Source organism: Corynebacterium occultum (genome assembly GCF_009734425.1).
GTDB lineage: Bacteria > Actinomycetota > Actinomycetes > Mycobacteriales > Mycobacteriaceae > Corynebacterium > Corynebacterium occultum.
In genome coordinates this window covers 206,794-220,205 of the sequence record NZ_CP046455.1, presented here as the reverse complement: position 1 = coordinate 220,205, position 13,412 = coordinate 206,794, and the positions used below count along the sequence as shown (strand labels likewise).

Sequence of the window (13,412 nt, the reverse complement as noted above, 5' to 3'; positions counted from 1 at the left end):
AATCAAGAGACGCGTCGCGGATCCAATACCGTTAAAGAAATGGGCTGATACCCCACGCAGCGACCAAAAATCCGGGCCTGGACAGGGAAACCTGCAACAGACACACTGACCCACTTTTCTTCGACACGCTGTCGAAGAAAAGTGGGTCAATAAGAAAATTGGTGTTAACCGCGACGTTATTTGCTCACGTCTGTCCGGAGGAAGTTCCCGATGAGTCGCCCGAATTCCTCCGGTGCCTCAATATTTCCCACGTGTGCGGCGCCTTCCACGACGTGGTATTCGGCGCCAGGGATCCCCTTCGCAATCACCTCAACGACAGCGGGCGGGGTCGAAACATCCTCGGAGCCAGCGATAACCAGAGTCGGGGTGGGGATCTCATGCAGCTGATCGGTGACATCGAATCGGGCGACGGCGTCGCAGGCGGCGGAGTAACCGTGCGGATTTAGTGCCACCAGGTCATCCAATAGCTTCTGGGCACCTGCATTGCCGTCCGCATAATTTTCGGTGAACCACTTACCGGCGCTCGGCTCCCGCAGCCATTCCATTCCGTTTTCCCGCACATTTCTGGCCCGATCCTGCCAGATTTCCGGTTGTCCAAACTTAGCCGCGGTACAAGTGAGAACGAGCTTCTCGATTCTTTGGGGAGCATCCAGGGCCAACTGCTGACCGATAGCTCCGCCAAGAGAGAGACCGACGTAGGAAAAGGTGTCGATGCCGAGGTGATCGGCGAGCTCGAGGACCTGGGCCGCAAAGTTCTTCACGGTCGCGTCAGAAGATTCACCCGAGGCCTTCTCCTGAATTCCCTCGAGAGATTTTCCGTGGCCCGGTGAATCGAAACGGATGACCTGGAAGTCTTCTTCCAGGTAGGGCAGCTGATTGTTCCACATGGCGGAGGTAGTGCCCAGCGAGCTACCCATGAACACGGCGGGGCCATTCTGGTTACCGGAAACGATGTGATGCAGCATGATGAAGCCTTTCTGATGATGGTGGTCGAACATGAGGGAGAGGACTATCTCAGGTACACCTTGGTGGGGTCGATCTCATTTCGAAGCAGGTGAACTTCGGTATCTGTGGGGGCTGGAACCGTCGTCAGAGTGTCACTGACCTTCAGATCCCATCCCGTGGCGGCCACGACGTCGGCTGGGTCGACCCCGGGGTGGACTGCAGTGAGTACAAGCTCTTCACCGACGTTTGAGCGACTCAAGACACCCAACTCGGTGATGACTTTGGTGACGCCGAGTCCGCGAGGTTTAAAGCCGGCGGCCAGGGCCCTGTCTGGCCCGGGCGAGGTGCAGAAGTCGAGTTCCTCAACCAGGGAACGTGCTTCGTGGCGACGCATCACCACGTAGACCTCCTTGGAGTTGGCCATCACTTCAGCAGCACCTCCCGACCCTGGGAGGCGAACTTTTGGATTTTCCCAGTCTCCGATGACGGAGCTGTTGAGGTTGCCCCATTTATCGATCTGCGCGGCGCCGAGGAAACCGACATCGATATGCCCACGCTGCAGCACATAATTAAAAAGCGCGGTCATATCAAGCACCGCTTCGGCACCGGTGATGAGTACGGAGTCAGCGACGGTCTCTGGAAGGCTGGCGGGGTGAGCCCCGCACACCCCGGATTCATAGATAATTTCGATATCAGGGGCGCAGGTGAGGTGCGCCAGAGATGTCGCCAAAGTCGGTAGGCCGATGCCGGCAAAGACCGTGCGGGTAGCGGCAAGCTCTCGTGAGGCAACCACCGCCAACAGTTCCGACGATGTTGCTTCGGACACTTTAATCGACTGAGTCACGCTCGCCTGCTTCCATAGTTGACGGGGAGTGAAGGAACGTACGGGGATTCCAATTGGCCCCAAAATTCGCGGCCCTGCTTATCCACATAATCTTGGTGGCCACCGAGTTCGTGAACCCACTCCTGGAGCCACTTCTCCAGGGTCTCCGGATCCTTACTGATGTCGTTCCATTGGCGGTAGAAGTCACCGTCCCGGTCGTAATAACCCTGGACAAACGAGGGATGCGCCCCCTTCGGCACTTCGACGACTGCGTCCACGACGTGACTGGGCAGCAGGGTGCGGTTGGGGTCTGATGTGATGACATCATCCTCAACCAGCTCCTCGACAGTGACAATCACCTTGTTCGCGGAGTAGGCCACCTCCTGTTGGATGCCGGTCAGGCCCCAGATCTGAACGTTGCCTTTTGTATCAGCTCGCTGCGCATGAAGGATCGCCACGTCGGCGTTGATCGGTGGCACGACGTAGACCTTCTGCCCGTCATAAGGCGATTCCATTACCCGGATATCTTCATTGACCTTGGGAAGATCTGAACCCGCGTAGGAAAGAACGGGGTAAAAGGGAAGGCCAGAGGCACCAGCCAGATAACGGGCAATCATGCCCCCATGGCTGTACTCGTGGTACTCAAGAGGTGCCCGCCCCCTCCCCTCGATACGGCGGCGCAGCTCATGTAGGGATCCCACGGAGCTATTGCCGATAAAGGATGAGGTCAGCGAATCGACACAGTCACCGGCGATGAGCTGATCAACGACAATATCTGCGGTCATCCGGTACACCGTCAAGTGACGTTTCTTCTGACGAATGATCTCATGGGCCGCTGCATAGGGGATGATGTGGGTAAAGCCCTCGATAGAGACAGATGAGCCATCATGGACAAACTCCCTGATGGCATCCGGCAACGTCTTTACTTTTGTCTGTGACATGGTGACCCTTTCCACTAAATCTAAACCCATTGTGATACGAAACACGATGGCGATCCAATACGTGATGGGTATCATGAACATTCTTTTCCCACCTCAGCAGCTAACCCATCACCCAAGAGGGCCTGCGCGATAGTCACATTGAAGGCAATACAGCAATCAGAAGCAGCATCCTGAATCAGCTAGGACGGCTTCCCTGGGCACTTTGGGGAGGGTCATCGGGTTCTGGACACAGGCGTGTGTCTTTTATTGAATTCGGCATCATTGTTCAGACCGTGACCACCGGAAACAGATCTAACTATCCGACAAAAGCGGCCGACATTGCGCTGACATATCAATGGGCCCGTGTCCGGTTATATCCCGGAAAGACCTCACGTCCGGTTGCCTATCCGGGATAACTGCGGGATCGCGCTCCCCTCAGGCCCACAGGTCCCCGTACGGCAAAGGCCCGAGACAGGCCATTTACTGCCCTTCAAAGACAAGACAGTCCAGGACTGTTTGTCGATGGCAGGCAGTAAATGGAACAGGTGGTGTCCAGCCTCGGAAGCTGCTCCTGATCGAGATCAGAGTGACATGATAATCACTGCAATGTGCACTCCGGATCATTGGACCTGACCCCCGTTTGGTGGACGCTGATATCCCAACAATCTGGGACTGAAAGGTAATCTGCCACCATGCCGAGCAAGACCTACACCGAGCAGTTCAAGCGCGACGCCGTCGCCTTGTACGAGAACTCCGATGGCGCCTCAATCCAGAAGATCGCCACCGATCTCGGGATCAACCGAGTCACTTTGAAAAACTGGATCACCAAATACGGGGCCCACGCCTCCACGAGTAAAAATAGTGCGGCCACAGAGTTGTCCGTGGCGGAAGAAAACCGCCAGTTAAAAAAGGAAAACGCGCTCCTTCGTGAAGAACGCGACATCCTGCGAAAGGCTGCTAAATATTTTCCCGGCAAGAGACGAACTGGTGATCCGCTTCCGGTTCGTTGATGACGCCCAGAAAAACCATTCGGTTAAGCGGTTGTGCCAGGTTCTCAAGCTGAATCGATCCTCGTATTACAAATGGAAAAACAGTGCTGCCGCCAGGAGAAAACGCCTGTTCAGTGATGCTATCCCCGGTGCCCAGATCACCACTGTGTTCACGGATGAACGTGGCTGTTACGGTGCTAAACGGATCACGGCCGAACTCAAGGACCAGACAGGTCATGAACCGGTGGATCATAAGCGGGTCGCCCGAATCATGCGTTCGTTGAAACTATTCGGCTACACGAAGAAACGCAAGGTCACCACCACCGAGTCAGATAAGAAGAAGCCGGTATTTCCCGATCTGGTGGGCCGGAAATTCACTGCTCCTGCCCCGAACCAGGTCAATGTCGGTGATATCACGTATTTGCCGATTGCAGATGGGTCAAATATGTACCTGGCCACGGTTATTGATTGCTATTCCCGCCGGCTGATCGGCTTCGCGATCGCGGACCATATGCGTGACCTGCTTGGTCCAGGACGCATTGACCATGGCTAAGGGTCAGCGAGAGGGAGCCTTACGGGTGCGATTTTCCACTCGGACCACGGAAGTGTTTATACCTCGAATGCATTCCAGGACACCTGCAAAAATCTAGGGATCAGACAGTCGATGGGATCAATTGGAACCAGTGCGGACAACGCGCTCGCGGAGTCGTTCAACGCCGCACTCAAGAGGGAGGTCCTGAAGGATTCCAAGACCTTTGAGAATCAATTGCGCTGCCGCCGGGACGTCTTCCGCTGGTGCACCAGGTATAACACCATTCGCCGGCATTCCTGGTGTAAATATCTCGCCCCTGCGGTGTTTGAAGAGCGCTGTCCTGCTATCCTGATATCTGCTTCCTGATCAAATCCTCCGTCCACTACTCGAGGGTAACCTCAATCCGAGCGGTCATTAGCTTCTACCGGTCCACTCACGGTGTGGGCCCGTTGTGGCGCGAGGTGGGATACGAGGTCGGGCTGGATACTAGCGCCCTGGAGGTGGTGCTCGAAGAGCTTAAGTCTCAGGGGCAGGTGACGTTTAACCTCGAGACCCGCTCACTGGATGTCACATAAACACATCTGAAAACCGCTGGTAGGGGGATAGAAGATGGGTTTCATAACGGACCCCTCGCCTCCCAGGTGCCTAAACATACGTATGTTGTAGCGCTACAACGTCAAATATAACAACGCTATGACGTACTGCGGCGATGGTGTCGACTGTCTGTAGGGTCGGGTCCCTTATAAGTCGTTGATGTCGACGGAGGGTACCTCGTCAAGCTGGCCATCGTCTTCGTCTTCGTCGGGAACATCGCAGGCTCGATAGGTGCTCAGGTCAGAAGCGGGAACGAGGCGAAATGCCTTCGGGGTGGTATCCATGCACTCAATCATGGAACATAAGTTCTATTTTTTGAGGTTGTTCCCTTCACCATTTCAATGACCACGGCGCTGCCGTCCCGGGAAGTGCTTGTGCTCTTGGGTCAAGGTGGGCGAGGTGGTGCTGTCGGCCTCGGATGTGTGACCCGGATCTGTGGCGACAGCCGCCAGCGAAGTGCCGGAATGCGCCGCCTATCACGGGGGCGTGGGGTCCCAGAGCCAGCATTGCTGCTCCGGCGACCAGGTGCCCATAACTGCGTTCGTGGCGGACAACATCGGGTCAACCAGGGCCTTGGCAACCTGTAGGGCATCTGCCACCGCGGTGATCTCTGCGCGCAGGTACGGGGAGTTCTTGTTCAACCCCGCATATCCCTTCTCCCATTTAGGCCCGGGCAGATGCATTGCCTGTGGCAGGGAAATGCCCCGGATCTTCTCCTGGGCTCGCAGCGCCTGGGCAAGTTCTTCCCCCTTGACCTCGAGAGAGAGGGCGATCAGGGCAATGTCGTAGAGATCGCGGTACCGGGTCGAGACCCCCAAGTCGTGGATCTTATACATCGCGCAGACCTTGTCAGCGACCTGGTTTTCGATCGGATAGGACCGGATCGTGTACTCCCGGCCTATAAATGCCAGGTCGAGACTGTCCGAGCGTTCCACCGTGATCGTCTCGGTCACGGCCGGGACCCGCAGGTCACCGCTGACATCAATATGAAACTGCAGGAGTTTGCTCACGCCCTGGAAGACATGAACGGTCAGCTGGATACTGTCGATGGTCCCAGAGACTGTTTGCCTCTTCGGTTCGGTGACCTGGAAGAGGTAGGGGCCGATCTTGGTCCCGTCCATGCTCTCGATCAGATCTTTCGCGGCATCCCGGTAGGAGGTGGGGTCATCCTGGCGGTAGAGATCTAAATCCCGGGTGGTCCGGGCATCGGGGATCCGGCAGTGCAGGTTCGTGCCGCCTTTAAGCACCCAGCCCTGGTCACGAGATCCTAGTTTGCCGAGGAACAGTTCCCGGAAGAAGCGGTTGTAGACATCATTCATCGCCAAGCCGTGGTCGCGACTGTCCTTCTGTAGCCCGTGCTTGATTTGCCCATGCCGGCTTTTCGGCTCACTCACCTAGAATCTCCTGTGTCTTTGTCGTCTTCCTTGCGCAGCTGTCCTTCAAGGTCAGGGGGCGCGGTCAGGGATTCCCCCAGGTCGTTGCCGATAGCTGCCCACGACTGGGGCAGGTCCGAGAACGTGCCGTTGTGCTCCATTATTTTTGCGGCCATCGACGCCCAGTCCTCGCTTCGTATTGTTCCCGGACGCGATGTGTTCCCCTGCGAATAGAGGTGGGAGTTGCGGACTATCTCCTGGGCCAAGGCCACCAGTGTCGCGCTGGGGGTCATCTGCTCGACTAGGGTGCGCATCTGCTTTAGGGCTGGGCCCAATGCTGCGTCTATCCGTTGCCGCAGGATCTGCTCCTCTGAGCTCTCCTGGGGAGGGAACCGCTCATCCAGCCACGACTCCAGGTCAGCCTTGGTGCCGAAGCTCTGGCCGGGGACCTCAGGGTTGCCGGCCAGGCCATCAAGGATCTCAGCGCGGGTAGCGAGACGTTCCTGGAGGATGTTGCCGATCATATCGACCAGATGATCTGGTTCATGACCGGCATTTGCCAGGTCGAGCACGGTCCGCACCGGTGTGGTGACCGGCAGACCATCCACCATTACCCAGTCCTTACTGTCCAGGGCGTCGAGGTGGAATACGACCTCCGGCTGGCGGGTCTGGCGCCTGGTGGCCACAGTGAAGTGAATGCCGTTGCTGTCAAGGTCACCGATCCCATGGAGCTCTGCCGCTGATTCATGCGAGACCACCGCTAGCGGAGTGTCTGATGCCCGGTCGGCTGCCATGGTTTTCGGTTCCAGGGCCAGCCACTGGGCCCTGATATTGGTGGCCGGGGACCAGGGGGTGGCCTCGGCAGCGTACACGCCGGACCGGATGCGGGTGAGTACTGCTCTATCGACGAGACGGCCTAGTAGGACCGCGTTAACGCCTTCGGCTCCTGCCTGGGCGCTGGTGACCAAGCCCCATTGCTGGGCGGCGAGATCCATCACGATCTCCGTGGCTTGTACGATCTTCATGATTCAATTATTGCATATGTTGATATTATTGAAGTAATTATAGATATTATTGTGCTTCAAAACTATCTATTTGAGATACTAGTGCAGTATAGGGGGCGTGTGGGGCCGCTCGTTGGGTAACGGGCCACCCATATCCCTGGAGGGCCCTTAGTCGAAGGTACCTCCAAGTATGGATTTCCTGCCTGGCCGACCTGCCTGGACTAGAGGCCAGGTGAGGCCGGAGGTCCAGCACCTGAAACCTCGCCTCCGGGTGGAACTGACTTGCGGGGGCACGGGGGACTGCCATCTACCAGTACGATCAGTGAAAAATAATCTTGGTAACTACGACTAGGTCCTGTTACGAAAGTCGGTGCTGAAGGGTGTGGCGGTGACACACAATAAGGGAACTCCCGTGTAGCGAAGAAGGTACCAACCCAATCTCGCTGCCACAGGAGCTCTACTTGTCTACCCTAAACGTTGAAACCCGCCACGACCTCACCGACGCCAATGGAATGTACTGAAACCTCTACTACCAGCACCAACACGCCAGGGTCGGCCGTGTCGCTATCGACTGCGCGACCTGATCAACGGCATTCGACACCGGATCCGTATCGGTTGTCCCTGGCGGGACGTCCCCGACCGTTACGGCCCGTGGTGGCGGGTCTACGCATTGTTTCGGTCCTGGCAGCTGTCCGGAACATGGTTGTGTATTGAGGAACAGCTCCAGTCGAAGGCCGATGAGCAGGGCAAATTCGGCTGGGATCTGGCCGTTGACTCCACCACCAGCAGGGCGCATGTCCATGCCGCCGGGGCACGGCGTGACTCATTCGAGCGCGTTGAGGGTGAACCCGCTGATCACGCGTTGGGCCGGTCCCGCGGTGGGTTTTCCACCAAGATTCACCTGGCCTGCGATCGCTACCTGCAGTCAGTATCATTTACTATCACCGCAGGACAAGCCGGGGATGCCCCGCAACTGACCGAGGTACTGGGCCGGGTTAAGGTCAACAGGCCCGGACGGGGCCGGCCGCGAACGCGACCGAACCGGGTGATGGCGGACAAGGCCTATTCCTCCCGGGCGATTAGGGCGCATCTGCGCCGTAGGGGCATCAAGACCACGATCCCGGTCAAGGATGACCAGGTCAAACACCGTAAAGACCGTGGTCACCGGGGTGGACGACCCCCGGCGTTTGATGCCGAAATCTACAAAGCCCGGAATGTGGTGGAGCGGTGTTTCAATGCGCTCAAGCACAAACGTGGGGTAGCCACCCGGTACGACAAACTCGCTGTCCGGTTCGAAGCCACCGTCCGGATCGCGAACATCGATCGCTGGCTCAAACGACTTTCGTAACAGGACCTAGAAACCCACCAGGGTGTTCGAGTAGCACCAGCGGTTTTAGCGCTCCATATCCCGCCAGAAGAGTTCCGCCACCCGTAGCACCTTCTCCGGGGCCTCTTCACTGGTGCCCCTGAGGTGCATGCGGGCGGCATCATAATCCACGCCGCTGGACTTCTTCTCACCCAGGATTCCGGGCAGGCGCAGGACAAAGGAACGGACCAGATCATTGATCACCACGGTGCCCACGGCACGCTGACGGGTGACTTCCTCGAGTTTCACCTCTCCGATCCGGGCTTCCGGGGCGTAGTAGGAGCCAGCTCCCCGGATGTCGACCAGGGGGGTCGTCCCATTGCTGTAGGTCGCGCCATCGTCACCGGTGAGGATGGTGCGGATGAATTCACGGACCGCCACCGGATCACCGAGGGCATTGCTGACCCAGCGGCGGCCGAGCACGCTGTGCTCTATCTCGGTGAGCGTGTGTTCCGGGGCGAGTTCGGCGGGGCGGTAGCTCAACGGCATCTGCACCAGGCGGTTGTCGATGTCGCGGCCGATCAGCACCTCAATACCAACTTCACCATCAACGGTGTCCACCAGCCGGTAGGACCCGAGGAGGGTGTTCAGACCACCATAGATGCGGGCGACCTCCTCTTTCCCGGGATTCAGTTGCGCATCAAAGATCTCGGCAATTCCGCTCACGTCGGTACTCCTTCAGCAGTTCCAGATCCGGCATCTCATGACCGGCCTCAGACCCCAGACTAATGACATTTCCCCTGCGGCGCGGCCCCCCTTTCCCCTGGGCACTGAAGCAGCCGGAAAGTGGTCTCCCCCGGCTACCGGGGATCACTAGGCTGGGGGCATGAGCGAAAATACCCCGCAGAGTCAAAGTCGTGAAGAATTCCGGGTCGGTGGCCACGAGGGTGAGCTTTCCCCCGAACAGCAGCTGGAGCAGATCGCGTCCTATCTCGATGCCCACTATGAGCTGCCTGATTTCACCCCGCCCTGGGCCGGTGGTGCCGGAGACCCTGATCCGGCGGACTCCTATATCGCCAGGCTGCCGGACCGTATCACCCACACCGCCATGCTGATGTTGGGTTCTGCAGTGGACCACACCATGCCGGGTGTGGCCTACATCGGGGATGTGGATGTCGCTGAGGTTCCGGAGATCGGGGCCCGGAAGTTCATTCCCTCCAACCCGAGTGGTGCCTGGGCAATTTCTTTCCACAGTGGTGGTTGGTGGCGTGGCTCCGGGGATGCCCTCGAGTTCTCCTGGCGTCCGGAGGTGGCCGCCGCCGCGGAGCTTTCCGGCACCACCATCCTGGACCTGGATCATCCGCTGGCCCCGGGTCACAACATTGATGCGATGCTGGAATCCGTGGCGAAGGCGGTGGGTTTCGCCCATCACCATAACGCCAGCAGCCTGGCCGGTTGGGGTTATTCCTCTGGTGCGGCACTTGCCGTCCTGGCGGCGAAGCATTTTGATTCCCTGGTGCTGACCTTCCCGGATCTGGGTTCCGTGGCGAAGCTACCCGAGGAGATCCGCGGCGACCATGCCATCCCGGAGGTCGGTGAGTGGCCGCGCACCCTGGTGCAGATCGCCCTGCAGGATGAGATCGCCGCCCGACCTGAGGGGTTGGCGGGGGCTGAGCAGGTCACCGTCGCGGAGTATGTGTCCAGGCACCGCGTATCGACGCCCGCGGTGGCCCGGGAGAAGGTCCGCGATATCGCCGAGTTCCTCCGCGGCTGATCAGCAGGCGGGCACCGCATCACTGAGGGCCGTGGGCACCAGCAGCTCATTCGGGATCACCTGGCGCAGGTTATGCGGATCCTGGCAGGCCACCTTCGCCTTAAGCTCGGCTCCGGTGATGGCCGGAATACTGGTGGAGCCCAGGTACAGTTCCCGGGTGCCCGGGGAGCTGGGAGCCCCCGGTGATGTGGGGATCACCGGTGCCCCGATGATCGCACCCAGCACATCTGCGGTGTGGGCCGCCGGGGTGCCGTAGGTGTTCGCCGCGATGGTGAAACCGGGGCCGTAGGAGACGGTGGCGTGGACGTTGCGGTCATCGGACCAGCCGAACTTAGTGCCCTGCACCCCCGCCACCCGAGCTGTCCCGAAGTCCTGGGCATACCCGTCAGCGGCCACCGGGGAAGCCGTGGCCATGCCGTTGAACAGCGGCGCGGAGACCGGATCATTGCGAGTTTCCGCCACGAAGCGTGCCACATCATTGCTGCTGGTGGAGGTGTTTCCCCAATAACCGTTATGGCGGGTCTGCCCCAGTCCGAAAGCGGCGATGGTGTCGGGGATGGCACTGGGGTACGTGCGTTCCAACTGGCTGGCCACTCCATCATCGGAAACCCGGATCATGTGCTCCACCTTCGCCTTATCCTCCGGTGCGCCATGGTGCAGCACCCAGTGGCCGAGGTAGAGCTTGGAGAGGGAAAGCGCGGGGCGGGACTCCCCGGAGTTCGGGGTGGAGAACTGCTGGCCACCGATCTGCAGGGTGATCTGGGTGCGGGATGGGACGGCACCGGGATTCAGGGTGATCGCGGCGGCTGCCGGGGCAGCGGAGAGAGCGAGCGTGAAGCTGAGCAGGGCGGCGGCTATTTTCCTCATACCCAGCACCCTAATGCAGATCCTCCTCCGCTTCCTCTGCTTCTCGTTCCTCCCCTGCCGCTTCCCGGAATTCCCGGCCCTCGGCGGTCAACTTCTGCTGGGCGAGTTTCATTCCGGTGATCCGGGTGATGGAGCGGGGCGGCGTCAGGTTGTGGACCTCGGCGGGGATCCCGGCCTGCAGTTGCCGGGCCCGACTGATTTCGGCGTCGATCTTCACCCCGAGCAGCAGCATCAGATTCATCAGCCAGATGCCGATCAGCAGTGCCATCACGGAACCGACTGCACCATAGGAGTTGTAGCTGGCGAAGTGGTTGAAGTAGATGTTCACCAGCACACCCACCAAGAGGACACCGAGGACGGCGGTGCCTGAACCGCCACTCAACAAGCGGAAACGTACCGGTTTAACATTGGGTGCGAAGTGGTAGAGGACGGCGACCAGGCCGATGAGCAGCACCAGAATGACCGGCCATTTCGCCCATACCCAGATCGGCAGGAAGGTTTCGCTGAGATAATTCACCAGCCACACCAGCCGCAGGGGTTCTGCGATGGGGGCAAGCAACCGATCCACCAGGGTGTCATTGATGACCAGGGACACCAGGATCAGGACGGTGCCGATGAGCAGCCCGATGTTGGTCAGCAGCATTTCCAGGGCCTGGCGGATCAGTCCGCGGCCCTCCACCCGGTTGTAGATGGTATTGGCACAGCGGCTGAAGGCCCGGACATAGGTGGAGGAGGTCCACATCGCCACCAGCACACCGATGATCAGGGCGACCCGGCCACCAGCGGCGGAACCTGCCACCGCAGCAACCACACTCAAGGCCAGCTCCTGCTGTTCCTGCGGCACATTCCGGAGCACAAATTCTTCCACCCGGCTGATGATCTCGAAGGCGTCGCTGGCCAGCACCAGGGTGATCAGGGAGTAGACCACCAGCAGTGCAGGTGCCAGGGAAAGCACTGAGTAGTAGGTGAGCAGGGCGGCGAGGTCAGGCAGGCTTTCCGCGAGGAAGTCCCGGGCGACTCTTTTGAAGGCATAGCGCCAACCGACCCGACGCAGGTTCCGGAGTTTCTCCGGTGTCTGCTCTGAGGGGTCGGCGGCGATCAGGGTCGCATCGATGTGTTCCCGGGGTTGCACCACGTTTTCATCCTGACACAACCCACCCCTGAAGTGTTGCTAGAAGGTGGTGGCGTCGATGACGAAGCGGTAACGCACCTGGGAGTCCACGGTGCGCTGGTAGGCATCGTTGATCTCGGCGGCGTCGATAAGCTCAATTTCGGCGGTGACCCCGTGCGCGGCGCAGAAGTCGAGCATTTCCTGGGTTTCGGGGATGCCGCCGACCAGGGAGCCGGTGAGCACGCGGCGACGGCCGGTGAAGGTACGGGTTTTCGCGGACAGCGGCTTGGCCGGCAGGCCGAGCAGCACCAGCGCACCGTCGAGACGCAGCAGGTTGAGGTAGGCGTCGATGTCCAGGTCGACGGAGACGGTGTTGAGGATCAGGTCGAAGCTTTCGCGGTGGGTCGCGGCGAAGCTCTCATCGGCGGTGGAGACATGCTCATGGGCACCGAAACGCAGCGCATCCTCCCGCTTGGCGGTGGAGTGGGAGAATACGGTGACTTCCGCACCCATCGCCACCGCAATCTTCACCGCCACATGCCCCAACCCACCCAGGCCGATGATGGCGACCTTCTTGCCGGGGCCCGCACCCCAGCGCTTCAGCGGGGAGTAGGTGGTGATGCCGGCGCAGAGCAGTGGGGTGGCGGCCGCCGGGTCCAGGGATTCGGGCACGCTGACCACGAAGGATTCCTGCACCACGATCTGCTGGGAATAACCACCCTGACTGTACTCGTGGTCGGTGTACCGGTCCTGGGAACCGTAGGTGAGGACGGCACCGTTGGCGCAGTAGCTCTCCTCCCCGGCGCGGCAGGCCTCGCAGTCACCACAGGAGTTGATGAAGCAGCCCACGCCCACCCGGTCGCCGACGCGGTGTTTTTCCACTGCCGCGCCCACGGCTTCCACCCGGCCGATAATTTCATGTCCCGGGACCAGGGGGTACTTCCGCTCGCCCCAGTCACCTCGGACGGTGTGGATGTCGGAGTGGCAGATGCCGGAGTATTCGATGGCGATGCGGACGTCATTTTCACGCAGCGCACGTCGCTCAATGTTCAGCGGTTCCAGGTCACCACCTGCGGTGGTGCAGCCCCAGGCTCGGGTGGTGGTGGTTTCGTTCAGGTGTGCAGTCAACTTCGGAGCGGTCATGCACCCCAGGCTAATCATCTGGGCGGTGCGG

The 13,412-nt window shown here is 59.7% G+C and carries 12 protein-coding genes and 1 pseudogene; 3 read left to right on the top strand and 10 right to left on the bottom strand.

The genetic code is table 11. The features are described from left to right. Positions 1-176: 176 nt before the first annotated feature. The 3 genes from pcaD to COCCU_RS01005 are packed head-to-tail and all read right to left on the bottom strand — an operon-like array spanning position 177 to position 2,709. Complete coding sequence (gene pcaD / locus COCCU_RS01015) at positions 177-965, bottom strand: 3-oxoadipate enol-lactonase (RefSeq protein WP_197088395.1); 789 nt, start codon at positions 963-965, stop codon at positions 177-179. 44 nt (positions 966-1,009) lie between these two features. Beyond that, a complete protein-coding gene (locus COCCU_RS01010) occupies positions 1,010-1,789 on the bottom strand; it encodes a CoA-transferase subunit beta (RefSeq protein ID WP_231598815.1) in 780 nt (259 codons plus the stop codon). Next, the gene (locus COCCU_RS01005; RefSeq protein ID WP_156232467.1) at positions 1,786-2,709 is read right to left on the bottom strand and encodes a CoA transferase subunit A; all 924 of its coding nucleotides are present in this window, start codon (positions 2,707-2,709) and stop codon (positions 1,786-1,788) included. The genes COCCU_RS01010 and COCCU_RS01005 overlap by 4 nt, the downstream gene beginning before the upstream one ends. A gap of 671 nt (positions 2,710-3,380) precedes the next feature. Between COCCU_RS01005 and COCCU_RS01000 the strand changes: the two are divergent. Next, positions 3,381-4,575, top strand: a pseudogene (locus COCCU_RS01000) (IS3 family transposase). A 374-nt stretch (positions 4,576-4,949) separates the two neighbouring features. On the opposite strand, the gene COCCU_RS00995 reads toward COCCU_RS01000, so the two are convergent. From COCCU_RS00995 to COCCU_RS00985, 3 genes are all read right to left on the bottom strand, one after another. Next, on the bottom strand, positions 4,950-5,087 hold the full coding sequence (locus tag COCCU_RS00995) for a hypothetical protein (RefSeq protein ID WP_156229766.1): 138 nt from the start codon (positions 5,085-5,087) through the stop codon (positions 4,950-4,952). Between the two features lie 192 nt (positions 5,088-5,279). Further along, positions 5,280-6,197, bottom strand: coding sequence for a nucleotidyl transferase AbiEii/AbiGii toxin family protein (locus COCCU_RS00990; protein WP_156229765.1), 918 nt, complete (start codon positions 6,195-6,197; stop codon positions 5,280-5,282). Further along, entirely contained in the window at positions 6,194-7,201 is a 1,008-nt protein-coding gene (locus COCCU_RS00985; protein ID WP_156229764.1) for a type IV toxin-antitoxin system AbiEi family antitoxin domain-containing protein, read from the bottom strand. The genes COCCU_RS00990 and COCCU_RS00985 overlap by 4 nt, the downstream gene beginning before the upstream one ends. Before the next feature lie 440 nt (positions 7,202-7,641). Here COCCU_RS00985 and COCCU_RS00980 point away from each other — a divergent pair. Further along, a protein-coding gene (locus tag COCCU_RS00980; protein ID WP_231598814.1) for an IS5 family transposase occupies positions 7,642-8,528 on the top strand; the annotation gives its coding sequence in 2 pieces (ribosomal slippage) (positions 7,642-7,684 and positions 7,684-8,528; 888 coding nt in all). Positions 8,529-8,573: 45 nt separating this feature from the next. Here COCCU_RS00980 and COCCU_RS00975 read toward each other — a convergent pair. Further along, positions 8,574-9,212, bottom strand: coding sequence for a CG0192 family protein (locus COCCU_RS00975; protein WP_156229762.1), 639 nt, complete (start codon positions 9,210-9,212; stop codon positions 8,574-8,576). A gap of 160 nt (positions 9,213-9,372) precedes the next feature. On the opposite strand from COCCU_RS00975, the gene COCCU_RS00970 reads away from it, so the two are divergent. Then, complete coding sequence (locus tag COCCU_RS00970) at positions 9,373-10,260, top strand: alpha/beta hydrolase (RefSeq protein ID WP_156229761.1); 888 nt, start codon at positions 9,373-9,375, stop codon at positions 10,258-10,260. Here the strand turns inward: COCCU_RS00970 and COCCU_RS00965 are convergent, their stop codons facing one another. From COCCU_RS00965 to COCCU_RS00955, 3 genes are read right to left on the bottom strand one after another with little or no spacing between them, the layout of a single operon-like run. Then, positions 10,261-11,127, bottom strand: coding sequence for a hypothetical protein (locus COCCU_RS00965; protein WP_156229760.1), 867 nt, complete (start codon positions 11,125-11,127; stop codon positions 10,261-10,263). It lies immediately after the preceding gene. A 10-nt stretch (positions 11,128-11,137) separates the two neighbouring features. After that, positions 11,138-12,262, bottom strand: a complete 1,125-nt coding sequence (locus COCCU_RS00960) for a YihY/virulence factor BrkB family protein (protein ID WP_156229759.1) — start codon at positions 12,260-12,262, stop codon at positions 11,138-11,140. Between the two features lie 36 nt (positions 12,263-12,298). Next, positions 12,299-13,381 (bottom strand): NAD(P)-dependent alcohol dehydrogenase, encoded by a 1,083-nt coding sequence (locus tag COCCU_RS00955; RefSeq protein WP_197088394.1) that lies wholly within the window; start codon positions 13,379-13,381, stop codon positions 12,299-12,301. Positions 13,382-13,412 lie beyond the last annotated feature (31 nt).